This is a genomic window from Bacillus sp. FSL M8-0025 (assembly GCF_037975475.1).
GTDB lineage: Bacteria > Bacillota > Bacilli > Bacillales > Bacillaceae > Bacillus > Bacillus subtilis.
Genome location: NZ_CP150258.1, coordinates 1,809,977 through 1,833,211, shown reverse-complemented (window position 1 = coordinate 1,833,211; position 23,235 = coordinate 1,809,977). Strand labels below are relative to the sequence as shown.

21 protein-coding genes are annotated in these 23,235 nt (G+C 43.1%); 8 read left to right on the top strand and 13 right to left on the bottom strand.

The genetic code is table 11. The features are described 5' to 3' along the window. Positions 1-531 precede the first annotated feature (531 nt). Positions 532-1,299 (top strand): sporulation-specific N-acetylmuramoyl-L-alanine amidase, encoded by a 768-nt coding sequence (gene cwlC / locus MKX38_RS09225; protein WP_326248383.1) that lies wholly within the window; start codon positions 532-534, stop codon positions 1,297-1,299. A 63-nt stretch (positions 1,300-1,362) separates the two neighbouring features. Here cwlC and MKX38_RS09220 read toward each other — a convergent pair whose 3' ends face one another. The 9 genes from MKX38_RS09220 to MKX38_RS09180 form a co-directional block, all read right to left on the bottom strand. Next, a complete protein-coding gene (locus tag MKX38_RS09220; protein ID WP_003245105.1) occupies positions 1,363-1,983 on the bottom strand; it encodes a hypothetical protein in 621 nt (206 codons plus the stop codon). A 49-nt stretch (positions 1,984-2,032) separates the two neighbouring features. Beyond that, a complete protein-coding gene (gene nrdF, locus MKX38_RS09215; RefSeq protein ID WP_003231754.1) occupies positions 2,033-3,022 on the bottom strand; it encodes a class 1b ribonucleoside-diphosphate reductase subunit beta in 990 nt (329 codons plus the stop codon). 17 nt (positions 3,023-3,039) lie between these two features. Beyond that, on the bottom strand, positions 3,040-5,142 hold the full coding sequence (nrdE, locus tag MKX38_RS09210) for a class 1b ribonucleoside-diphosphate reductase subunit alpha (RefSeq protein WP_014479842.1): 2,103 nt from the start codon (positions 5,140-5,142) through the stop codon (positions 3,040-3,042). Beyond that, positions 5,102-5,494 (bottom strand): class Ib ribonucleoside-diphosphate reductase assembly flavoprotein NrdI, encoded by a 393-nt coding sequence (nrdI, locus tag MKX38_RS09205; protein ID WP_003231758.1) that lies wholly within the window; start codon positions 5,492-5,494, stop codon positions 5,102-5,104. The genes nrdE and nrdI overlap by 41 nt, the downstream gene beginning before the upstream one ends. Positions 5,495-5,737: 243 nt before the next feature. Continuing rightward, complete coding sequence (locus tag MKX38_RS09200; RefSeq protein WP_003245262.1) at positions 5,738-5,968, bottom strand: hypothetical protein; 231 nt, start codon at positions 5,966-5,968, stop codon at positions 5,738-5,740. Between the two features lie 81 nt (positions 5,969-6,049). Next, positions 6,050-6,322, bottom strand: a complete 273-nt coding sequence (locus MKX38_RS09195) for a YmzC family protein (RefSeq protein WP_014479841.1) — start codon at positions 6,320-6,322, stop codon at positions 6,050-6,052. A 195-nt stretch (positions 6,323-6,517) separates the two neighbouring features. Next, entirely contained in the window at positions 6,518-6,739 is a 222-nt protein-coding gene (gene hfq, locus MKX38_RS09190) for an RNA chaperone Hfq (protein WP_003221097.1), read from the bottom strand. A gap of 39 nt (positions 6,740-6,778) precedes the next feature. Further along, positions 6,779-7,723, bottom strand: coding sequence for a tRNA (adenosine(37)-N6)-dimethylallyltransferase MiaA (gene miaA / locus MKX38_RS09185; protein ID WP_003245569.1), 945 nt, complete (start codon positions 7,721-7,723; stop codon positions 6,779-6,781). Positions 7,724-7,822: 99 nt separating this feature from the next. Then, on the bottom strand, positions 7,823-8,236 hold the full coding sequence (locus MKX38_RS09180; protein ID WP_003231769.1) for a YmaF family protein: 414 nt from the start codon (positions 8,234-8,236) through the stop codon (positions 7,823-7,825). An 88-nt stretch (positions 8,237-8,324) separates the two neighbouring features. Here MKX38_RS09180 and MKX38_RS09175 point away from each other — a divergent pair, with 88 nt between their 5' ends. The 3 genes from MKX38_RS09175 (at position 8,325) to ebrB (ending at position 9,421) form a co-directional block, all read left to right on the top strand. Next, on the top strand, positions 8,325-8,600 hold the full coding sequence (locus MKX38_RS09175; RefSeq protein ID WP_029317825.1) for a hypothetical protein: 276 nt from the start codon (positions 8,325-8,327) through the stop codon (positions 8,598-8,600). A 136-nt stretch (positions 8,601-8,736) separates the two neighbouring features. Continuing rightward, positions 8,737-9,054, top strand: a complete 318-nt coding sequence (gene ebrA, locus MKX38_RS09170) for a multidrug efflux SMR transporter subunit EbrA (RefSeq protein WP_009967307.1) — start codon at positions 8,737-8,739, stop codon at positions 9,052-9,054. Between the two features lie 13 nt (positions 9,055-9,067). Continuing rightward, positions 9,068-9,421: a multidrug efflux SMR transporter subunit EbrB gene (ebrB, locus tag MKX38_RS09165; protein ID WP_003245163.1), complete on the top strand. Its 354-nt coding sequence runs from the start codon at positions 9,068-9,070 to the stop codon at positions 9,419-9,421. 13 nt (positions 9,422-9,434) lie between these two features. Here ebrB and MKX38_RS09160 read toward each other — a convergent pair whose 3' ends face one another. The 3 genes from MKX38_RS09160 to MKX38_RS09150 all read right to left on the bottom strand — a co-directional run bounded on the left by MKX38_RS09160 (position 9,435) and on the right by MKX38_RS09150 (position 11,177). Continuing rightward, the gene (locus MKX38_RS09160) at positions 9,435-9,887 is read right to left on the bottom strand and encodes an OsmC family protein (RefSeq protein ID WP_339189234.1); all 453 of its coding nucleotides are present in this window, start codon (positions 9,885-9,887) and stop codon (positions 9,435-9,437) included. Positions 9,888-9,956: 69 nt separating this feature from the next. Continuing rightward, positions 9,957-10,664: a poly-gamma-glutamate hydrolase family protein gene (locus tag MKX38_RS09155; RefSeq protein WP_003245758.1), complete on the bottom strand. Its 708-nt coding sequence runs from the start codon at positions 10,662-10,664 to the stop codon at positions 9,957-9,959. 279 nt (positions 10,665-10,943) lie between these two features. Further along, positions 10,944-11,177, bottom strand: a complete 234-nt coding sequence (locus MKX38_RS09150) for a hypothetical protein (protein WP_014476869.1) — start codon at positions 11,175-11,177, stop codon at positions 10,944-10,946. A 224-nt stretch (positions 11,178-11,401) separates the two neighbouring features. Between MKX38_RS09150 and aprX the strand changes: the two genes are divergently transcribed. The 4 genes from aprX to MKX38_RS09130 all read left to right on the top strand — a co-directional run bounded on the left by aprX (position 11,402) and on the right by MKX38_RS09130 (position 15,548). After that, positions 11,402-12,730, top strand: coding sequence for a serine protease AprX (aprX, locus tag MKX38_RS09145; protein WP_009967303.1), 1,329 nt, complete (start codon positions 11,402-11,404; stop codon positions 12,728-12,730). A 110-nt stretch (positions 12,731-12,840) separates the two neighbouring features. Further along, a complete protein-coding gene (locus tag MKX38_RS09140) occupies positions 12,841-13,665 on the top strand; it encodes an MBL fold metallo-hydrolase (RefSeq protein ID WP_080481022.1) in 825 nt (274 codons plus the stop codon). 78 nt (positions 13,666-13,743) lie between these two features. Continuing rightward, positions 13,744-14,100, top strand: coding sequence for a hypothetical protein (locus MKX38_RS09135; RefSeq protein WP_003231786.1), 357 nt, complete (start codon positions 13,744-13,746; stop codon positions 14,098-14,100). 230 nt (positions 14,101-14,330) lie between these two features. Continuing rightward, positions 14,331-15,548 (top strand): cytochrome P450, encoded by a 1,218-nt coding sequence (locus tag MKX38_RS09130; RefSeq protein ID WP_167408166.1) that lies wholly within the window; start codon positions 14,331-14,333, stop codon positions 15,546-15,548. A gap of 44 nt (positions 15,549-15,592) precedes the next feature. Here the strand turns inward: MKX38_RS09130 and MKX38_RS09125 are convergent, their stop codons facing one another. Continuing rightward, positions 15,593-23,230: a beta-ketoacyl synthase N-terminal-like domain-containing protein gene (locus MKX38_RS09125; RefSeq protein WP_339189229.1), complete on the bottom strand. Its 7,638-nt coding sequence runs from the start codon at positions 23,228-23,230 to the stop codon at positions 15,593-15,595. Between the last annotated feature and the right edge of the window lie 5 nt (positions 23,231-23,235).

Here is a 23,235-nt window from a genome sequence, read left to right as displayed (position 1 = left end):
GCTTTCCCGAGAAATACTTTATTTCTTATTGTATTCACGGACATGGGGTGGACAAACCATGAGATTTTGTTTTTAATCATTTTGTCAAAGTATTATAGTGAGCTTCTTTCTCATTATTTTCTCCATTCGCCAATCCTTTTTTCATGCAACGGGCTGTTTTTTGTACGAAGCGTATTACCCGCCCTAAGATAACTGAAGTGTTTTTCTTTTTTTCGATTTATAAAGGGGTGTCTTTAATGAAAGGAGCTTTTCTCATCAATTTACGTTTCAAATGCTTGATTTAATATGAACGCAAAGCTTAAAACCAGCAGGAATCAGTGCAGGTTAACCGAACTCAAAGTACATACAAACATATGGTATATGTACATATTTCATTTCAGACCGTATCTGTTGTCGCTTCATGTTGAATTGTGCGCTTTCCCGAGAAATAATTTCCGGATGTGAAAGGGTTATTTCCTCATTTTTCAGTTGAATGATAATCGTACAAGCAGAAGCCGTGTTTTTTCATATCCTGTAATGAGGTGATGAAAAATGGTTAAAATTTTTATTGATCCTGGCCATGGCGGGTCTGATCCAGGCGCAACAGGTAATGGCCTTCAGGAAAAAACGTTAACCCTGCAAATCGCTTTAGCCTTACGTACGATATTAACTAATGAATATGAAGGCGTTTCTCTGCTGCTGAGCCGGACAAGCGACCAATATGTCAGCTTAAACGACCGGACAAATGCCGCAAATAACTGGGGAGCAGATTTCTTTTTGTCCATTCACGTTAATTCCGGGGGAGGCACAGGTTTTGAAAGCTATATTTATCCAGATGTAGGAGCCCCGACGACGACTTATCAATCGGCAATTCACTCTGAAGTGATACAAGCTGTCGACTTTGCCGATCGCGGCAAAAAAACAGCGAACTTCCACGTCCTAAGGGAGTCGGCAATGCCTGCCCTCTTGACCGAGAACGGCTTCATTGATACCGTTTCCGATGCAAATAAGCTGAAAACGAGCAGTTTTATTCAAAGCTTAGCGAGAGGACATGCAAACGGGCTGGAGCAAGCCTTTAATCTTAAAAAGACTTCCAGCTCAGGGTTATATAAGGTTCAAATCGGCGCATTTAAAGTCAAAGCGAATGCCGACTCGCTCGCAAGTAAAGCCGAAGCCAAAGGTTTTGACTCGATTGTCCTTTTAAAGGACGGATTATACAAAGTGCAGATTGGCGCATTTTCATCCAAAGACAATGCAGACACCCTCGCTGCCAGAGCGAAAAATGCCGGCTTTGACGCTATTGTGATCCTAGAATCATAGCCGAGACGGGGACGAGCGTCTCATAAAAAAACCCGGCTCCTCATCGCGAGAAACCGGGTTTTTTTATTCAAGAATATCAACAACAAACTGTGACCATGTTTCCAGACGGTTGTAGATGTCATCCTGTTTTAATTCAGAAACTTTCATCCATTTACCCGCAATTTGTTCTTTCTCCTTCACTTCCACTTGTGCGCCAGGCTTTAATTGAAGCGCAGAAAGAATACCGATATGCACTTTGCCAACACTGTTTTCATCATCATTGATCAATCCCAGTGTGACAATCGCCTGTTTATCTTCTTCATTTATTTGCAGTTCTTCCTCAAGCTCACGGTCTGTGTTCAGCTTTAAGACTTCAGCAAATGAAGCTGCCCCTTCGATGGCGTTCATATGACCGCCAAAGCCGAGAGAAAGCTTGTTGTGCAGTCGTGATTCACCGCCGCCAGCCAGCCGCTCGTAAAGAAAAACTTCATCTTCACGCTTAATGACGACATAAGGTATCGGCTGCTTGAAACGCGGATCTTCTTCTGCGTCCCCTCTTCTCATTTCACGATAGGCCGCTTCAATCTGAGCCATGATTTCGGCTACTCTGCTATCTTCACTGTACACGCCCTGGAAGGTTAAGCTTTCTTTCTTAAACACATCATCGCGCGGGGCAACTAAAATCATTTCGTCCATTTTTCCCATGGGTACTGCGTCCTCCTCATTTGAATCTTCAAGCCGAAAAGAGCAGATATTATATCTGCTCTTTTTCATCTTCAAAATAAAAGTCATCATCTTTGAGCGGCTCAACTGTCGCTTTTTTATAACCATTCCCCTTCATAGAGAAGAAGTCATGCGATTTTGTTTTTGTGTTTAATCCGTTTAATACGATCGGATTAATATCTTCCTCTTCGAAGTATGGATCAAATCCAAGATTCATCAGCGCTTTATTCGCATTATAGCGGATGAATTTCTTTACATCGTGTGAGAGTCCGACTTGATCGTACAAGTCCTCTGTATACTCAAGCTCATTTTCATATAACTGATTCAGAAGGTCAATCGCAAATTCACGAAGCTCTGCTTTTTTCTCTTCTGTCTGTTTATTATAAATTTCCTGAGCAAGGAGACCGACATACACGCCGTGAATCGCTTCGTCACGAAGGATCAGGTTAATGATCTCACCGCTTTGCATCAGTTTTCCTTGTCCGTAGAAATATAACGGATAATAGAAACCGCTGTAGAAAAGGAAACTTTCCAGATAGACGGAAGCAACCATCGCTTTGAACAGTGAAATTTCATCATCTTTTTGAATGGCTTTGTAAAGCCCGACAATCATTTGCGCTTTTTTCTGCAAATATTTATTTTGTTTAACCCATTCAAATACTTCATTAATCGTTTCAGTCGGTGCAAGGGTCATGAAAATATTAGAGTACGACTTCGCATGGACAGCGTTCTCCATCATCGCCATAAAGTTCAGCACCGCTTTCCGCTGGTGGCCGTCTACGTGTTCAGCCACGATCGGCATCCCCGTATTCCCCTGCTCTGTGTCAAGAAGCGTAAGTCCGGCCAGTACCTTCATATAAGTGTCCTGCTCATTTTTTCCGAGGTACTTCCATGTGAGGAGATCGCCGTTTAAAGCAATCTCTTCCGGAAGCCAGAACTGTTTCACGTTTTGGTTATAGAACATTTGGGTAAAATCGTCTTCATGCTTTGACCAGTTTGCTGCGTCATAAATTTTTGTCACTATAAACTCTCCTTTAATCAAACAACACAAGAAAGGCAGCTGTCTTGCCCAGTATCTTTCGTTCTTGCATAGTAAATGGTTTTAATACCTCTATGATGTGCATACAGATCGATTCGGTTTAAATCACGGGTCGTCATTGTGTCTTTTAAGAACAATGTAAAGCTGATTCCCTGATCAATGTGCTGCTGGATAGTGGCGATCATATCCACAACCTTGAACATGTCCATATCGTAGGCTTCTTTATAGAAGAACCAGTTATTAGATGCAAGCCCAGGCATTGGGTAGTACGTTTTTGAGTTGCCGTATGTTCGTTCTTCAATGCGTTCCATAATCGGCATAACAGACGCCGTACTTGATTGAACGTATGAGATAGAGCCTGTCGGCGCAATGCATAATCTGTAGCTGTGATACATACCGTGTTCAGCCACAAATGCTTTTAGCTTTTTCCAGTCCTCTGTCGTCGGGATATGCATACCTTCAAACAGATTAGCTATTTTTTCATATTTCGGTGAGAAATCAGTAGAAACGTATTTGTCAAAGTATTCACCTGTCGCATAGGTTGAGCCTTCATATTGATCAAACGTTTCGCCCTTCTCTTTTGCGATTTCCGCAGAACGCTGGATGGAGTAGAAGTTCACCATCATAAAGAACGTGTTTGCAAAATCACGCGCTTCCGGACTTTCATACGCAATGCCGTTTTGCGCAAGGTAGCCGTGAAGGTTCATAGCACCGAGGCCGATTGATTTCATCGCCTTGTTTGCCCGTCTTACAGCAGGCGCATTACGGATGTCAGTTGTTTCAGACACGTGTGTTAAAGAGTCTGTCGCAAGCTTGACTGTCTTTTCGATTGATTTATGCTCCATGACATTGAGAATGTTAAGCGAACCCAGGTTGCAGGAAATATCCAGACCGATTTCATCTTCTTCATCATAGTCTGTGTATGAAGAAACTTGAGATGCCTGCAGCACTTCAGAGCAAAGGTTAGAAAATTTGACCTTGGAAATATGGTTATTCGCATGCACTTTATTGACGTTATCTTGGAACATGATGTATGGATAGCCTGATTCAGAACGAAGCATCGCCAATTTTTCAAGCAGTTTCCGCGGGTTGATTTTTTCCTTTTTCACCCGAGGGTTGTCGACAAACTTGTCGTACATTTCGTTCATGTCCATCTCATCCATATGCTGGCCGTACTCTTTATAAATCGTGTGCGGATAGAATACATAAGCCGCTTTGTCCTCGCGTGCAAGCTCAACGAACTTATCCGGAATGACAACACCGATCGAAAGCGTTTTGACACGCACATCTTCATCCGCAGAAATCTTTTTCGTATCAAGAAAATCATTGATATCGCGGTGGAAAATGTTTAAATACGCCGCGCCGGACCCTTGTCTTTGTCCCATTTGGTCAGCGTAACGGAACGCGTTATCAAGAAGCTTCATGACGCCTACAACGCCTTTTGTCGCATTCTCAACATCTTTAATGGCTTCACCTTTCGCGCGAAGCTTGGACAGGTTAAGAGAAACCCCGCCGCCAAGCTTAGAAAGCTGCATGGAGATATCGATCGCTCTTGAAATGTCATTTAAGGAATCATTGACTTCCAGCAAGAAGCAGCTCACAAGTTCACCGCGGCGTTTTCTGCCGGCGTTCAGAAATGTCGGTGTGCTCGGCTGATATTCTTGATTGATCATCAGGTTTACATATTCTTTTGCTTTCTCAGTGTCGCCGTTAGCGAAGAACAGCGCAACAATTGAGATCCGGTCCTCATAACGCTCGAGGATTTTTTTCTTGTCATTCGTTTTCAAAGCATAGTCATTATAGAATTTAAACGCACTCATGAAGGAAGGAAAACGAAACTTCTTAGCGTAAGCTGTCTTAAACACTTCTTTAATGTCTTCAAAAGAATAAAGGCTTAAGAATTCCTCTTCGTAGTATTGATTTTCAACCAAATAATCCAGCTTCTCTTTTAAATCGTGAAAGAAGACTGTGTTTTGATTGATATAATCTACAAAATAGCTATGTACAGCCTCTTTATCCTTATCAAACTGGAATTTCCCATCTTTTTGGATCATGATTTCGTTATTTAACTGGATCCATTTTGGCACTTGATTTTGTGACAACTCTTTCTACCTCCTGAGTAAACAATTCAACGTCTTTAGATGTGCCGCTGAGTTCAAATTTGTGCAAGATCGGCACCTGATATTGTCTTGAAATGGTATCGGCGCTTTTTGCAAAGTTATCGCCCCATACTTTGTTGCCGCTCGCAGCGACTCCTAATAAGAGATGGGCGTATTTTTCGAGAAATGATTGTGTTGATGCCGGTACCTGGCCGAAGTTTGTCGTGTAGGTGACCAAAACAAACGGAGTGTCCACGTGGTCCATTTCGTCCACCTTGCGTATCTGCTGAAAGCCTGTTTTATTCACAAACCGCTGAACATTCCCTGTTTTCGAATCAAATATGATTTGTACCACGTTTTATCACGACCTATCAAAAAATATGAATCTCTCATCACTAACACTATATATAGTATACTACCCTCTAGCAAAAACACAATATATAGATTCGTTTTTATGAAAAATTCATATTTTGATCAAATCAGGCAAATGGGCAGACTCATTAGGGCCCAAAAAAGAGAGCAGAACGAGAATCATCTCTCGTCCTACTCGGGGTGTCGTTTTTTAGCCGATGTTTATCATAACATGAAAAAAAACTGCTTAGTAGTCTAGATTTTTTTTTCTTAAGCTATCACAGCATTTTTCGCTCTCTACTGTTTCTTCTATTTCAACATCCGCGCCGATCTCTTCTAAAACCGCCTTCAAAGCAGTGATAATTGACGCTTCTCTGATTAATTCTTTTCCGTTCACAATGATACTTGTTCCGTATTCATAGCAAGAATCATCTTCGCAAATTTCTTCCCAATGATTCACGATCACTTTATGCTTCATGTTTTCACCCTCTGTTTGATCTGTGTCTGTATTTAGTTTAGCGGCTGGCATCCGCTTTGTAAATTCGAATGCTTGTGAATTTTATTCAAGCTCATCATCCGCGTATTCTTTCTTCAGCTTTACCTCATTGCGGGACTCATTATACTCATAAATTTTGATATAGCCGTCCTCCATAACGCCAAAATGGTTATGTTCAAGTGGAAACGAGGTGGGCTGAGGCGTTTCATAGTCTGAATTGCCGCTGTCTGTTTCAATAATGGTATCTTGATTCCCGCACGCCCCGAACAGTAAAAAGACAGCTATCCATACAAGTGCAATCCTGATTCGTCTCAGTTCTGCTTCACTTTCAAACAAGGTCGATCACCCCCAAATTCATTTTATACATAATATACCATTTTCACTTCCGTATGTTGTTCTCATAAAAAAAGACCGTGCCTTGGCATGGTCAGCTTACACAAAAAGCTTGGAGCAAAAGTGGATGAATGTTAAAAATGGCCGCCGGGAACCCCCGGCAGCCTTTCCTCATGTCTTGACATGGCATTTTTTGATCTATTCGAGTTCAAGCTGGACGTTTTTTTGCGGCGCAAACGTTGAGATCGCATGTTTATATATAAGCTGCTGCTTACCTTCCGATTCCAACAATACGGTAAAGTTATCAAAGCCTTTCACCTGGCCCCGCAACTGAAAGCCGTTCAGCAAAAAAACAGTGACATACGTATTTTCTTTCCGGATTTGATTCAAAAACTGATCCTGAATATTAATCGGTTTCATGTTTCGTCCTCCTTGATTCTCTATATCATACAGTTTCGATTAAAGTTCGAGTTTTCCTGCTATATGTGTGAAAATTTCCTTTTTTTTCAGCTCCATATCAACAGGCGGTGTCATATCGAACCATGTGACCTGCATTTTGTTGCGAAACCACGTCAGCTGGCGTTTCGCATACCGCCTCGAGTTCTGCTTTAGCTGTTCGACAGCATCGGAAAGTGTCACAAAACCGTCAAAATATGCATACAGCTCTTTATAGCCTATCGCCTGTATTGATTGACAGTCTCTCACGTTCTTGTCGTATAAGCGTTTCACTTCCGGAAGAAGGCCTGACTGCATCATCAAATCGACCCGCTGATTAATTCTTTCGTAAAGCGTGTCTCTATCCATTGTCAAGCCAATTAACACTGCATTGTACAGAAGTTCTCGTTTTTGTTCCTTCAAATGCTGGGACATCGTTTTTCCGGACGTATGTAAAATTTCCAGTGCGCGAATGACTCTTCTTGTATTATTCGGATGAATCGCAGCTGCTGCCTCGGGATCTGCTGCAGCAAGTTTGGCATGAAGAAAGTCAGCGCCTTCCCGCTCAGCGGCCATTTGCATGCTCTCTCGAAACACGGGATCATTTGCTTCTTCCGTAAATGTATAATCGTAAAGCACAGATTGTATATAAAGCCCTGTACCGCCGACAATCATCGGAAGCTTTCCTCTATTTGCAATCTCGCTGATTTTATTTCTTACTAAGCTTTGATAATCGGCAGTAGAGAAAGAGTCTTGGGGATCTAAAATGTCAATCAGATGATGGGGCACTCCCTCCATCTCCTGTTCGGTAATTTTAGCTGTTCCAATATCCATCCCTTTATAAATCTGCATCGAATCTCCGCTGATAATTTCCGCGTTTAAGGATTTGGCTAGCTGAATACTTAAATTGGTTTTCCCCACTGCCGTCGGTCCGACTAAAATGACAACGGGCTGCTTCGTATTATTCAATATGTATCACTCTCTTTTATAAATCTCCCCCCATTATAGCATTCAACATGGACAACCACCTATCCATTTTGCCCTTTTTTTGCATCGGTAAACATCCTTCTACCAGCCGAGCGGCTCATTGCCGACAATTTCCCTTGTCTTTCCTTTCAGGGTATGACGATGCGTTTTTCTTCTGTCATCTCCGGGATCGTACACAACCCCTCCGTACTGGATCTCAATCGGCTCGTTATAGGCCAGATATGTCGTTTCTTCGATTTCATGATAATGTGTGCCATCTGCTAAGGGAATCGCCGGCCCTGAGATTCCGTAATACCGATGAAAATGGCCGTTTTCAAATGAAGTGATCCCTGTATAGTAATGTGTATGCTGATCGGTATTTGATCCGTTTGCCGGCTGAGTAAACCCTTCAATGAGATGATAATGGCCCTGTTCTCTCGTTGTTTTGACATGATAGGCATGTGCGTGGGGCGGTGCTTTTGACCAGTCAGACTGATACAGGCCCAATGTGTTCACATCCTCCTTTTTCTCGATTCGCCCAATCAAATCCGGGCAGGGTGAATACACTGCATCATCTACACTTTATTACAGGAGGAAAGAAAACATGAACGAGTTAGAGCATTTCAGCCCTGAAGATACAAGAATATTTGGAAGACCGTTCGGATTCGGGAGACCATTTGGGTTTGGAAGACCGTTCGGGTTCGGTTACGGGTTTGGAAGACCCGGATTTGGTTATGGGTTTGGCCGGCCATTCGGATTTTTTGGAGGACCGTTTATCGGCGGCCTTGCAGGCGGGCTTATAGGAAGCGCTTTATTTAATCCTTATTTTTATGGCGGATACCCCTATTATCCGTATGCCCCGTTCCCTTATTATTATTAAACGCAAAAGGCCCCTTAAAAAGGGGTCTTTTTAAGTGTGTGAAAATGAATCTCTTGACTCATACATAGGCATACACTAATATTTTTCTAGCTGAAGTTTTTTTTCTAATCTAAAAATATAGTGAGGAGAATTCATGATGTTGATAGGATATATATTCCTCACGATTGCCATATGTTCGGAATCGATAGGAGCAGCCATGCTGAAAGTATCTGATGGCTTCAAAAAGTGGAAGCCAAGTGCTTTGGTCGTTATTGGCTATTCCCTCGCCTTTTATATGCTGTCCCTGACTTTAAACCATATTCCCCTGAGCCTCTCCTATGCGACTTGGAGCGGGGCAGGCACGGTGCTGACGACAGTGATCGGAGTAAAATGGTTCAAGGAAGATCTGAATGCCAAAGGGCTTATCGGGATTCTTTTATTACTATCAGGGGTCGTGTTACTTAATTGGCCGTAAAGGAGTGATGAAGATGAGAGGATTGCTTTATTTGGCTCTCGCCATTGTATCTGAAGTGTTTGGGAGCACGATGTTGAAGCTTTCAGAAGGATTTACACAAGCCTGGCCCATTGCCGGAGTCATAGTCGGATTTCTTTCTGCTTTTACGTTTCTAAGCTTTTCTTTAAAAACAATTGACTTATCAAGCGCGTATGCAACATGGTCGGGCGTTGGTACCGCGCTTACAGCAATTGTCGGGTTTTTGCTTTTTGGCGAAACCATCAGTTTAAAAGGTGTATTCGGTCTCACGCTTGTCATTGCAGGCGTGGTCGTGCTAAATCAATCGAAAGCCCACGCTGAAGATAAAAAACAGACGGCCTGTGAGTGACCGTCTGTTTTCTTTATTCTCCACCCAGTTTCACAGAGGTTTCAAGCTGCAGCTCGACATTTCCTTGAATTGCACGCGAAATCATGCATGACGACTCCGCTTTTTTACAAAGCTTGTGCGCCAATGCGACGTCGTCTTGTGAAGCATCATGTTTAAGCACGACAGAGGGACGGTGAATGATCTTTTTGTATGTAAAGACTCCTTTTGTGACGTCGACAATGCCTTCTGACTCCATCTGTAAGTCTTCTTTTTCCAGCCCGCTTCTCTCCATCATCGCTGCAAGTGTAATAATGTAACAGGTCGCTGCCGCCCCGAGAAGCATTTCATCTGGGTTGGTCCCTTCTCCCGGGCCATCCATTTCTTTAGGAATGGAAATCGATGTGATCAGGTTTCCGCTTTCGATCGTACCGACATCATTACGGTTACCCGGCCAGTTCGCTTTTAAATAAAAATGATGATCTGCCATTGTTTTGCCTCCTTTTTTATCCTATTTCAGTCTACTGATCTTCTCTTATTTTGTCTTCTGATCTGCTTGTTACGAATACTCTTTTTCCAGGACACCTTTGATCGCACTGACATAAGCATAAAATTCACTGTTCTTTGTGTATTTTCTATTTTTATAATAAAAATCATCAAAAAATGCTTCTCTCTGCTCACGGCTGATTTCCAGCTGGATACTTAGCCCCGTTTCCCCTTGGTTATTAATGTTTTCGGCATTCAATCCAGCAAGACCGCTTTTAGACGACGCTAACTCAGCGGAAAACCCTCTCCGCTCAAGGGCTCTCACAATCATTTTCGCCCGCTTTCGGTCTGTTCCCCCTACAAGGGTATTCTTGTTCTCTCCTTTATATCCGTGAAAAGCCACCACATATTGATGCTCCTTGATTTTCTTTTTTGCCAATGGCTCATCAAAGTTGGTGCTTGTAATGTGCAGTGTTTGGTTATCATGGGACTTCAACCCTTCAAATAGGTATGTAGAGTATTCATTATTGAAATAACGCACAAGCTCACTTACTCCGCCTTCAATTCTTCCGCCATGCGGAGACATAATTAAGACTTTGCTTCCTTTTTTCTCATTATATGAAATATCGTAATCGGCTGGGCTCTCATTCTCTGCCAAGCTGCTGAAATTTGAATATGTATCTGGCTGATTTGATGGTTCTGGTTCCAATGAGTAATGAACATATCTCAAGAACAAGACAATGGCTAAGACTAATATGACATTTAGTAAAAATCTTCTCATGTTTAACTCCTTTCATAAGAATGGCGCGGTTCATTATATGAGGTTTAGCCAATAGGTTTTATCTTACCATTGTATACACAATATCATCAGTGAAAAAGTTCCCGGTTTCAAAAAATCAATTGATTGTCACGGTTATTAGCGGTTCATTTCAAATAAGAGTGAAAAAAGGTTGAGAGGAAAGACAAAAAAGGTAGGAACAACCTCACTTGGCAAATAAATGTATATAGGTTTAAGGAGGGTTTTAGTAACAGGCTGCCCGGTTGCTGAGACGGACAGCTGTTACCGGCCTGCAGAATAGAGATTTTGCTTATTTGTTCTCACAAAGTCACAGGAGAGGATAGAGTCCAATAAAAATGTTCTGATCTGTTGTTTCGAAAAACAAAATGCTTTGATTTTCGTTTTGCTTTTCTGTCTCACAATAATCGTTCTTTTACTAATCGTTCCGTCTTTCTTCATATATATAATGCTGATTGGCATTTGGCTTTCCAAAGATCGGTGCAAGTAGAAATTCATACGGTTGCTCTCCCCTTCCCAGTTTGATATGATCACATTATAATACGAACAAACGTTCTTTTTCAATCCCCAATGATTTCCTCAGCTTCTGAATCTATCGTATCTAATGCGAAAGATTCAGAAAAACAAACTCTTGTCTGTCTCTTACAGAGGACAAACAAACTTACCAAACCTATCATCTGTTCATAGAGTATACAGAGAACCTTATAATAGGAGGAAAATACATGTTTGGGTACTCTATGGTACAAATGGTGAGAGCAAATGCTCACAAGCTAGATTGGCCGTTACGGGAAACCGTATTGCAACTTTACAAGCCCTTCAAATGGACTCCTTGCTTCTTGCATAAATTTTTCGAAACCAAATTGCAAAACAGAAAAAAAATGTCAGTCATTATCGAATTTGAGGAAGGCTGTCACGAGACCGGCTTTCAAATGGCTGGAGAGGTGCTGCAAAAAGAAAAACGCAGCAAGCTAAAAAGCCGCTTCAACAAAATCAACTGCTGCAGCGCCGAGGTTACTCCTTCAGCATTACATTCCCTTCTCTCTGAATGCAGCAATATCCGTAAAGTGTATTTAAACCGCGAAGTCAAAGCGCTTTTAGACACGGCAACCGAAGCAAGCCATGCGAAGGAAGTCGTCAGAAACGGGCAAACCCTGACAGGAAAAGGTGTTACTGTCGCTGTTGTCGATACAGGAATCTACCCGCATCCTGATCTAGAAGGAAGAATTATCGGATTCGCGGACATGGTCAATCAAAAAACAGAGCCGTACGATGATAATGGTCATGGCACACACTGTGCAGGTGATGTCGCAAGCAGCGGTGCATCCTCTTCCGGTCAATACCGCGGACCTGCACCGGAAGCCAATCTCATCGGCGTAAAGGTATTAAACAAGCAGGGTTCAGGAACGTTAGCAGATATTATAGAGGGTGTTGAGTGGTGTATTCAATACAATGAGGACAACCCCGATGAACCGATTGATATTATGAGCATGTCGCTCGGGGGCGATGCCCTTAGATATGATCATGAACAGGAAGATCCGTTAGTCAGAGCGGTTGAGGAAGCGTGGAGCGCAGGGATTGTCGTCTGTGTCGCTGCCGGAAACTCAGGCCCTGATTCGCAGACCATTGCAAGCCCGGGCGTGAGCGAAAAGGTGATTACAGTAGGTGCGCTTGACGATAACAATACTGCAAGCAGCGATGATGATACTGTCGCTTCCTTCTCAAGCCGCGGCCCGACAGTATATGGGAAAGAAAAGCCCGATATTTTAGCGCCGGGTGTTAATATTATTTCCCTTCGCTCTCCGAATTCTTATATTGATAAGCTCCAAAAGTCAAGCCGTGTAGGGTCTCAGTACTTTACAATGTCAGGAACCTCGATGGCAACACCGATTTGCGCAGGAATCGCAGCTTTAATTCTTCAGCAAAACCCGGATCTTACCCCTGATGAAGTAAAAGAGCTTTTGAAAAACGGCACGGACAAATGGAAAGATGAAGATCCGAATATCTACGGAGCGGGCGCTGTCAACGCAGAAAATTCCGTTCCCGGCCAATAAACATCATCAAAAGCCGGCAATTCTCTCTCAGCAGAACTGCCGGTTTTTTCGTTTGAATATTCATAATCATAAGGTAAAATAATGGAAAATAGATGAAGGAAGTGAAGAAAGTGCCATATTATATCTGCAATACATGCGGTGTGCAACATGCACAGACTGTAGATCCGCCCAACTCGTGTCTGATTTGCGAGGATGAAAGACAGTATATTCATCCCGATGGACAAACTTGGACAACCCTTGAAGACATGCGTGAGAAAGGAAACCTTCAAAACATCCTTAAAAAGGAAGAAGAGCATCTTTACAGCATCAAAACTGAACCAGAGTTTGCGATTGGACAAACAGCCCATCTTATCCAGCATAAGGGCTTCAATGTGCTGTGGGATTGCATGACATATCTTGACCAAAAGACAATTGACCAAATCAACGAATTAGGCGGTATTCAAGCCATCGCCTTGTCTCATCCACATTATTACTCTACTCAAGTTGAGTGGGCTGAAGCGTTTCAGGCGCCGATCTATATCCATGAGGATGATAAAGAATGGGTGACAAGGCCAAGCAATCACATTCACTTCTGGTCAGGGGAAACGCTCAACGTGAAGCCGGGACTGGACCTTTACCGACTGGGCGGACATTTTAAAGGCGGTGCTGTTTTGCATTGGAGCAAGGGAAATGAAGGGAAAGGCTGTCTATTGACCGGAGATATCATTACGGTTGCGGCGGACCGAAACTGGGTCAGCTTTATGTACAGCTACCCAAACCTCATTCCCCTTCCCGCCTCCAAAGTTGAAGAAATAGCAGCCAAAGTAAAACCGCTTCAATTCAACCGGCTTTACAATGCTTTTTCTAAAGTTGTCAAAGAAAATGCCGGCGAAGCGGTCCAGCGTTCTGCCGTACGCTATATCAAGGCTCTCAACAGGGAATTGTTTCATACATAAAGAGTGAGGCGGCTCTTTTCCGTGTAAAAGATGCAGCAATTGGGAATAGTATCGTGTAGATCAAAAGGAGGAATATTGATGGCACACACGAATACACAGCTTTCTCAATGGCTGGAATCAAAAGTCGGCCAGACGCTTGATATTAGAAAAGGTGAATTGACCCATGATGAAGAGATATCAGACTTGGATCAGATTGTTCTCCACCTTCAAAAAGTGGCTATACGCAGTACGAATCATCCTGATGATTATGTTGCGAAAGAAGAGCTTGTTTTAGAAGGCGAAGGAACAACATTCACTGAGGACGGAAACGTACCGCTTCCGCAAAATGCCTATGAGATTCCTTTATTAGGTGACATTCATATTCACCAAGAAAACGAAGGATTGAAGGTCGTAACAGATCGTGCAGTATATACAATTGATATCCAGCACAGCTGACAGCCACTTTCATCAAAATAATACAGCGTAGCGCCTTTGAGCTTTCGTTCAAAGGCGCTGCTTTATATCGAGCCGTTTTTTCACTTTTTTCGTTCTTCTCCCTATTGAATGACGCCTAAGATAGATATATAGTTTTAGAGACAGGATTACATTTCAAATCATTCTGTTTTTTGTAAACTAATTCAGCAATTTGATTCATCTATTTACCCTATTAGGCGAGGAGAATGCAAATGGAAAAATTGATGTTTCATCCGCATGGTAAAGAGTTTCATCACAATCCTTTTTCAGTTTTAGGACGATTTAGAGAGGAAGAGCCCATTCACCGATTTGAATTAAAACGGTTCGGAGCCACATATCCGGCCTGGTTAATTACCCGATACGATGATTGTATGGCCTTTTTAAAAGACAATCGAATTACAAGAGACGTAAAAAATGTGCTGAACCAAGAACAAATCAAAATGCTCAACGTTAGTGAAGATATCGATTTTGTATCCGATCATATGCTGGCAAAAGACACACCTGACCATACCCGCCTGAGATCACTTGTTCATCAAGCATTTACTCCCCGAACCATTGAAAATCTGCGCGGCAGCATTGAACAAATTGCTGAACAGCTTTTAGATGAAATGGAAAAAGAAAATAAAGCGGATATCATGAAATCCTTCGCTTCCCCTTTGCCTTTTATTGTTATATCTGAATTGATGGGAATCCCAAAAGAAGATCGGTCACAGTTTCAAATCTGGACCAATGCGATGGTTGATACCTCTGAAGGTAATAGAGAGCTGACAAATCAGGCCCTTCGTGAATTTAAAGATTATATCGCTAAGTTGATCCATGACAGAAGAATAAAGCCAAAAGACGATTTAATCAGCAAACTTGTGCATGCTGAGGAAAACGGCAGCAAGTTAAGCGAAAAAGAGCTCTATTCGATGCTGTTCTTGCTCGTTGTAGCCGGCCTTGAGACGACTGTTAACTTACTCGGCTCAGGCACCCTCGCATTGCTGCAGCACAAGAAGGAATGTGAGAAGCTCAAGCAGCATCCTGAAATGATCGCTACAGCGGTTGAAGAATTGCTGCGATACACCTCACCTGTCGTTATGATGGCAAATCGGTGGGCCATCGAAGACTTTACATATAAGGGGCATTCGATCAAAAGAGGAGACATGATTTTTATAGGCATCGGATCTGCCAATCGCGACCCGAATTTTTTCGAGAACCCCGAAATATTAAATATAAACCGGTCGCCTAACAGACATATTTCTTTCGGTTTTGGCATTCATTTCTGCTTAGGAGCGCCTCTTGCCAGGCTGGAAGGCCACATTGCATTTAACGCACTTTTGAAGAGATTTCCTGATATTGAACTTGCGGTTGCACCTGATGACATTCAATGGAGAAAAAATGTCTTTTTAAGAGGATTAGAAAGTCTCCCTGTTTCACTTTCAAAATAACATTCAAAACGCCCCCTTTTAAAAGAGGGGGCGTTTGTGTTTTCTCAGCGCTTCACCAATTCATCTGTTTCTTTTTCTTCCCTCGCTTCATGTTTCTTCCGGAAAGCCTTAAGGAAATTCGCATTCACTACTCCCCTGTTTGAATAGAGCTTTTCGCAAAATTCTAACATGGCTGTTGACGCTTTCGGTTCGGTTAATATCATGAAGTGGTTGCTTGAATCGACATCCACCAGGTGGAAATGGGGAATTTGCCGCTCCCATTCCTCCCAATAGGCAGCTTGATCAAACGGTTCTTTTTCATTTGATAAAGTGAAATAAGTGTCTAAATCACCAAAGAAAGACCTGCTTTTGTTGCGGAAATAATAACATTTTACTGTCTCAGGATCAGGGAGAGGCTTAACAGTGTACGACTCCAAATCATAGGCGCGCTGTGTTTTCATCATTTGCTGAGCCTGCGCACGTATTTGCTTATCTGGTTTGTTTAGCCCTCGTTCTTTTGCCAAGTCAATCAACTCAGACAGGAATTCTTCGTCCTCTAAGCTTATGTCCACCTCTTCACGGCTGATGAGAACATCCGTAAGCTTTTCCCGTTTCGCAATCGATGCCAGCATCGTATTAATTGTTTGCAGCATTGACGTTTTCATAGAGGCCTCATTCTCTTTTGTCTCAGAACGATATGGGGAGTCAATCATCACCATGCTTTTGACAGCAAGGCCTTGGCTTTGCAGCTGGCGAGTGACTTCATATGCAATCATCCCGCCTAAGGAATATCCGCCTACATCATAAGGACCTTCAGGCTGTATGGATCGAATGATCTCTATATAATAGGAAGCCATTTGTTCAATTCCGTGCAAAGGAGCAGAATCAGTCACAGTCATGAATCCTCTGGCTTGAATGCCGTAAAAAGGGCGCTGGCTCTTTTGTGCAAATTGCTGATAGATTTCAACTCCTCCTACTCCGCCATGGAACCAAAAGACAGGGCGCCCCCGCTTGCCGTCATTTAACGGTATCAATTCCGGAAACGTGCGAGCTTGATCATTTTGTAAGGATGAATCCTCCTGTTTCTTTGCGATCAAGTCCATCATGTCCTGAACAGTATGGCATGCTTGAAGCTCCGTCAAGGCAATGAGAGGGTCCACCTTTGATTGCAATTGCTGTAATAACTGTATGCAAGAAATTGAATCAAATCCATACTGCTGCAATGGCTTATGAGGCTGCAGTTCATCCGGAGCCATCCCCAGTACATTTGCTAATATGTGATGATCGCTGCTGTTGTTGATACGCTCATCCTGTGAAACAGAAGGCGTATTCTCTACTGCTTGAAAGCCGTTCCAGCAGCTTCTCTTTTCAAATGGATAGGTTGGCAACGGTATTCTGCGGGCACCTTTTCCTTGATAAAGCTTCTCCCATGGGATTTGCACCCCTTTTGTCCAGCAAAACGCGATCTTTTCAAGGTTATTTTCAGACAACAAAGTCTCGATCACCATTTCTCTTAATGGACCATCCAGCAAGGCTTCGAGATCTGACGAGCCATTTTCTGCATTTCCGCTAAAGACAGGTACAGAACTCTTCGGCTTATCGCCTTTTTCTGCTAAGCAGGCTTGCAAGCCGATTACCAGTTCTTCTTTACTGCGGACGACGAGCGCCAGGCGGTCTTCCATTTCCTCTCGGCCGGTTTGAAGTGTATAAGCATAATCTTGTAATGACAGTTCTTGTTGTTTATTCACATAGTCAAGCTGCTGTTGAGCAATTGCTTTTAGCCTGTCTTGATTCTTTGCAGAAAGAACTACAATGTGGGCACCATTCTCACTCATACTAACCGGTGGTTTTGGTAAAGGAATATATTCTTCTAAAATGACGTGCGCATTTACGCCTCCAAAGCTATAGCTGTTGATACTTGCTTTGCGCGGAATTTTTTTGCCTGCATCGTCACTTAAATCCCTCCATTGCTGATTCTCGGCAGTCACTCGGAAACGGGTGCCCTTTAATGACACCTGGTCATTCAAAGACGAAAATCCGGATATGCCTGGTATTGTTTGATGCTTCATCGCCATGCTGACCTTCATAAGAGCAGCCATGCCTGAGACGAGTTCACCGTGTCCGATGCTCGGCTTTAAGCTGCTGATATAACATGGCGCTTCCTCCCGTACTTCCTGTGGAAGTTCCAATTCGAGTTGACTGCAGCTTGACTTTAACGCCTCTATTTCTATCGCGTCTGCCAATGGAGAGGCGATCCCATGCGCTTCTATATAGGTCACCGTTTTGGGATCAATTTGCGCTCCTTGATAAGCCTTCAGCATTGCATCCTTCATGCCGGCCGGATTTGGCGCGTGAAGTGACATTCCCCTGCCGCCATGCGATACACCTGAACCTTTAATAACCGAATAAATATGATCAGAATCTTCAATGGCTTTTTGCAATGGTTTAATGATGAGAACTCCTGCTCCTTCACTTCTGACAAAGCCATTTGCATCTGCTTGAAAGGATTTGACCTGTCCTTTCTCACTCAAATAGCCCATTGAGTCGAAGCCAATAAAGCCTTTTGGTGAAAGCAGCAAATTCACAGCCCCGACAATGGCTTGCTCACATTCGCCGTTTCGAATGGATTGTATAGCTCTGTGCAAAGCCACTAGAGCTGAGGAACAGGCAGCTTCATAATATTCACTTGGCCCTTTTACATCAAGTGCATAGGATATACGGTTTGGAATTAGGGAAGGAACTACAGCTGTATCAGTATTGCCGGCTGCGACAAATACTCCTGTCGGGCGGCTGGATACAACCTGCCCTGTTAAGCCTGCATCTTCCATCGCCTTCCATGCATGTATCAAGAGCAGAAACTCCTGTGGGTCCATATTCGCCGCTTCTTTAGGCGATATGCCAAAAAACAGGGGATCAAACTCACCTATTCCTTCTATAAAACCGCCCCATTGAAGGCTTGATTGCCCTTCCTTATCGGCTGCGGCATATTTGCGCCAGTCCCAGCGTTCTTTCGGCACTTCAGAGACACAGTTCTTTCCTTGGACAAGGTTATCCCAAAATTCCGTTACGCTGTTTGCTTTCGGAAACTGTCCCGACATGCCGATAATGGCTATGCCGTCTGCCGCGTGTTCGATTGTTTTATCCGTGTTCGTCTCGTATGCCGGAATCTGTTTCATTTGGTTTTCGATTTGAGCTGGGCGTTCTTCCTGCTGATGAGCTTCACCAAACAGCTGAGCAAAAGATGCTTCATGTTTGTCCGCAAAAAAGTCGATTAACTCTTGAATAGTCGGATATTCAAAAAACAGAGTCGGATTTAATTCGATCTTTGTCTCTGTTTCCATCTCCCTTGTCAGTGCAACCAATTGAGAAGAATCAATTCCAAAATCCATGATATGCGCTTTTGCAATTGACAATTTTGACGGATCGGCCATGTATACTGCCAGTTTATCTGTTACATAGCTTCTGATACGATCTTTCAGATTGCTGGCTTTGATGGCCTTATTTTGATTTCCTCTTTGATTCGAAATACGAAGCTGTTTAAGCGAGTAGCCCGAGTAGTGCAGCACTGTTTCTGACGACTCATTGATCACATCTACATCAAACAGCAGCATGTCACCTGTATTCTTAACCAATGTAATCAAAAGCCAGCAATCCCCTTTTATCGTTTGCTTTGTAAACTGGATATCATTGATTCCAAACGGCAGGAAGCCGCCTGTCATGTCAAACTGCTCTAAGAAACTGAGGATAGCCAAGTACGCGCTGTTTGTCATCAATGGGCTTACAGTGTAATGGTGCCCGTTTGCCAGCCCGCTTTGGGGCAGGCGAATTTTTGCCAGTATAGACTTGTGATCTCTGTAGAGATGAGTAATTGTCTTAAATAACTCTCCCCATTCAGGACCGTTTCCGGTTTTATACATCTGATCGATGTGATGAAGCTTAGTTAATGAATGCTTAACGTTCTCGATATTGACTTTTTTCGGCTCAAAAGAACCGATTCCGCATTGTCCGATTGCGGCAGGCTTCCACAAACCAGAGGACGGCTCGCGATACATGATTTGCAGTTCTATGACTTGATCTTTTTGCAGCGGCTTTGCCTGAAGTTCAATGGTCTCGCCTTGTTTGATGACAATTGGACTGGTATAACTTAATTTGCTGATACGGCCGCTGTTTTCCTCAGGGAACAGGTTAAAAAATGCTTCAATGGCCAGACTGCCATATGTGGCACCGACAAGCACCCGTTCATTGTTGAAGACGTGTCCTTGAACGTAAGGCTCATCATAAGTGAATTGATCTTGAATGACCGGCTGATTAATATTGTCTTCAACATCTGACGATTTCTCATTGATAGACGATACATCGAAATGAAATGATGTATTATGGTCAAATGCATAGTGAGGCAGATGAACCCAGCCTGTTCGGTTCCCTATATCAGCTTCTTTAAAAGCAATCGATGCCCCTTGTGCCCATTGCTCTGCTGCGTTTATTTCTCTATCCTTAGATGCTGATTCCGCACATGGCTGTAAATCGAATGATGTATAGATGCCTTGCTGGAGTGAGCTTTCTCTTGATGTTCGGAACACCTTTAGTTTTTCGATCAGCTCTTGAGTCGATGTCACTGTAAATGCAGCCCTATGCTCTAAATTATGGTTTCTCCTGTGTAAAGCCTGTACAACGGGTTCAATATCCAGAGAAGCTTCCTTCTCTAAAAACAATTGCATATTTTCTAGATAGCTAAGCAGGCTCCATTTTGTTTTGGCTGAAAAAACGGCAGTGAATTCCTGCTGGCGGGGAGCGATATGTTCTTTCTCAGGAGGCATCTCCATATATTCTTCTATAATAAGATTGGCATAGGCTCCCCCCGCTCCGAAGGAATTGATCATGCTTCTGCGCGGCAATTGTTTTCCAGTTTCAGGATCATTCAAGCGATGCCATGGCTCTGTTTGTTCCTGAAGATAGAAAGCCGTGTGCTCCAGCTTAATATTTGGATTGACAGGCATCGCGTTAATTGTCGGCACCAGCGTCCCTTTCTTCATCTGCAGCAGCACTTTTGTCAGCTGAGAAATACCGGAAGCCGCCTCTAAATGCCCCAGATTGGATTTGACAGAGCCTATCGCACAAAACTGTTTCTTGTTTGTATATTGTTGAAACGCGTTTGTTAAGGCAATTACTTCAATAGGATCGCCCAGCGCCGAACCATTTGCCGCCGATTCAATATAGCCGATAGTCTCTGGATCAATGCCCGACTGCTGAATCGACTTGACAATTAACTTTGCTTGCTGCTTGGGGTCCGGAGCTGTATACATCTGTCTTCCGCCGCTATGGTTGGCAAAACTGCTTTTGATCACAGCGTAAATATGATCCTGATCTTCCATTGCCTTCGAAAGCGGTTTTAACAGGACAGCTCCAATGCCCTCCCCGGGAATAAGCCCGTTTCCTGTGCCAAAACTTTTGCTTTGATTGCCGCTTCCCAGCAGATTGGCACGCTCCAAAGAATCATATTTAGAGAGATCGAGTGTTAAATTGACACCCCCAGCAATCGCCATTGAGCAGTTTTTCAATTTCAGGCTTTCACACGCAAGATGTATGGCGTTTAATGAACTAGAGCATGCTGAGCTGACAGCGATACTCGGTCCGGTCAGGTTAAAAAAGTGGGAAACGCGATTTGCAATGTGCCAGTCTCCCCCATTTGAGCTGAGGACTGCCTGCTCTAAAGATGGGATATTCCAAAAATACTGGTTATACATATTCCCTATAAAAACACCTACTCCGTCATCATCCCGCAATTTATCCAGCCGGGTTCGCGTATAGCCGCCGTCCTCAAACGTTTCCCAGACGGTTTCTAAACATAAACGGAGTTCAGGTGTCATTTCCATCACCCGGTTTTGCTCCACCTCAAAAAGCTGATGGTCAAATGCCTCTATATCTTGTAAAAATCCGCCATAGCGTTTCTTATTTGCCGGCTTTTTTGGATCTTTTGATAATGTTTTCAATAAAGATGTGCGCCATCTGGATTCCGGTGCCTCTGTAATACAATTGTCTCCGGCGATTAAATGCCCCCAAAGCTCTTCTAAACTGTTAGACATCGGATAGCGCCCGCTTACCCCGATTATTGCGATATCTTCTGTACTAGAATCATTAAAATGTGTTCCTTGCAAATTACTTGTCTTTTCTATTTTTAGTGGTTCGGTATTTGCTAGCTGAGTTTCCGTGACTTCCTGCTCTGTAACAAAGCGGCGTGTATGAAAAGTAAATGGCTTATTAGGATCTGTACGCTCTGGTTGAAGTGGAGCTTCATTTTTTGCAGGCTTCGTTTTTTCCTTTAACAATGCTGTCCGGAGCTTATTTTCATGCCCCTTTACTAAATATTCGACGAGTTCTTTTGTGTTGTTATGTTCAAATAAAATGGTTTTTGGAAGCTCTCCCGTCACTTTTTCTAATTCACGAATGAAATTCACCTGCAAAATCGAATCAATTCCATACTTCTCAAATGTCGTATCTTCGTGAATACGTTCTGGTGATAGTTTGATTGATTTTGCCAGCGTATGCTTCACAAATTGTGCCGTTTGTTCGATGAGAGAATCGCTTTCATGTGAATGATCGATTTCAGCATTCATTTGTATATGGCTTGGATCTTCTTCTGCCCCCGTTCTCTTCTTTTGACGGACGACTCCGTTACTTTCAGCGGCAATGATCTGCTGGCCGAGCTGATGCGATTGTTCAGCCATAAAGGAAACATAGCGAAATCCTTCACTCTCAAGCACCGTTTTCCAAGTATCCGGATACAGGCCCGGGCAGCCCGGTATGCGGAGATCAGGATCCTCATACAGCCACCAGCCCTCTAAAAGGCCGAACGTCAAATGCGAATATATATTATGATCACTAATTTCATTTAAAAGGAGCAGCCCGTTTTTTTTCAAAACTGCTTTTGCATTTCGCAATGTCTGCCGGATATTTTTTGTGGCATGAAGCACATTTGCCGCGATGACCGCGTCGTAGCCTCCCGCATCAATATGCTGTTCAGACGCCGGCTCCTCGACATTAAATCGTTTATATGTCAAATATGGATTGTCAGGACCATACTTATTTTCTGCATGCATTAAAAAAGCTTTAGACATATCTGTATAACAATATTCTTTTATATGTGTCTGCCATGCTTTCAATTTTTGAAAAACAGCCGCGCTTGTCCCGCCGGTCCCAGCTCCGATTTCTAATATTCGAATCTTCGCCTCAGGCTCTTGCTTCAGGCGTTCTTGCAGATAGGCTGTTAACGTATCTGCAAGAACATCATTAAAATAGTCTGCGACTTGATTGTTTTTATAGACCCCTTCTACTAAATCCATAGATGAATTCGGAAACAGGATATCGGTGGCTGACGCCTTGCCGGTCAGAATCTCCGGCAAGGCTTTAAGTGCTGTCTCCACCAATGTCACCATGGCTTTCATATTATTGTCTTGAAGCAGGTCAAATTTTTGTTCATTCCATTCTTTCCACAGCTCGCTCATGGTGCCTATTGAGCGTGTTGGAACATATCCGTTCTCCGTTCGCTTGAGAAATTGATGCCGTTCTAAAATCGATTGGCTTTCTTCAAACCATCTGCCATAGAAATTCTCCAATACCGGCTGGGATTTACTTTCTGTGAAAAACCCTATGGACTGTAATTGTGCGAAAAGCATTTTACAGAGAATGTCTTCTGTGTTCAGCATTGGCG

What these genes read in the sequence shown, in the direction of transcription:
- cwlC (WP_326248383.1), top strand. Translation starts at nt 532, where the DNA reads ATGGTTAAAATTTTTATTGATCCTGGCCATGGCGGGTCTGATCCAGGC.
- MKX38_RS09220 (WP_003245105.1), bottom strand. Translation starts at nt 1,983, where the DNA reads ATGGGAAAAATGGACGAAATGATTTTAGTTGCCCCGCGCGATGATGTG.
- MKX38_RS09200 (WP_003245262.1), bottom strand. Translation starts at nt 5,968, where the DNA reads ATGAAGCATAAAGTGATCGTGAATCATTGGGAAGAAATTTGCGAAGAT.
- hfq (WP_003221097.1), bottom strand. Translation starts at nt 6,739, where the DNA reads ATGAAACCGATTAATATTCAGGATCAGTTTTTGAATCAAATCCGGAAA.
- MKX38_RS09175 (WP_029317825.1), top strand. Translation starts at nt 8,325, where the DNA reads ATGAACGAGTTAGAGCATTTCAGCCCTGAAGATACAAGAATATTTGGA.
- ebrA (WP_009967307.1), top strand. Translation starts at nt 8,737, where the DNA reads ATGTTGATAGGATATATATTCCTCACGATTGCCATATGTTCGGAATCG.
- ebrB (WP_003245163.1), top strand. Translation starts at nt 9,068, where the DNA reads ATGAGAGGATTGCTTTATTTGGCTCTCGCCATTGTATCTGAAGTGTTT.
- MKX38_RS09160 (WP_339189234.1), bottom strand. Translation starts at nt 9,887, where the DNA reads ATGGCAGATCATCATTTTTATTTAAAAGCGAACTGGCCGGGTAACCGT.
- MKX38_RS09155 (WP_003245758.1), bottom strand. Translation starts at nt 10,664, where the DNA reads ATGAGAAGATTTTTACTAAATGTCATATTAGTCTTAGCCATTGTCTTG.
- MKX38_RS09150 (WP_014476869.1), bottom strand. Translation starts at nt 11,177, where the DNA reads ATGAATTTCTACTTGCACCGATCTTTGGAAAGCCAAATGCCAATCAGC.
- aprX (WP_009967303.1), top strand. Translation starts at nt 11,402, where the DNA reads ATGTTTGGGTACTCTATGGTACAAATGGTGAGAGCAAATGCTCACAAG.
- MKX38_RS09135 (WP_003231786.1), top strand. Translation starts at nt 13,744, where the DNA reads ATGGCACACACGAATACACAGCTTTCTCAATGGCTGGAATCAAAAGTC.
- MKX38_RS09130 (WP_167408166.1), top strand. Translation starts at nt 14,331, where the DNA reads ATGGAAAAATTGATGTTTCATCCGCATGGTAAAGAGTTTCATCACAAT.
- MKX38_RS09125 (WP_339189229.1), bottom strand. Translation starts at nt 23,230, where the DNA reads ATGCTGAACACAGAAGACATTCTCTGTAAAATGCTTTTCGCACAATTA.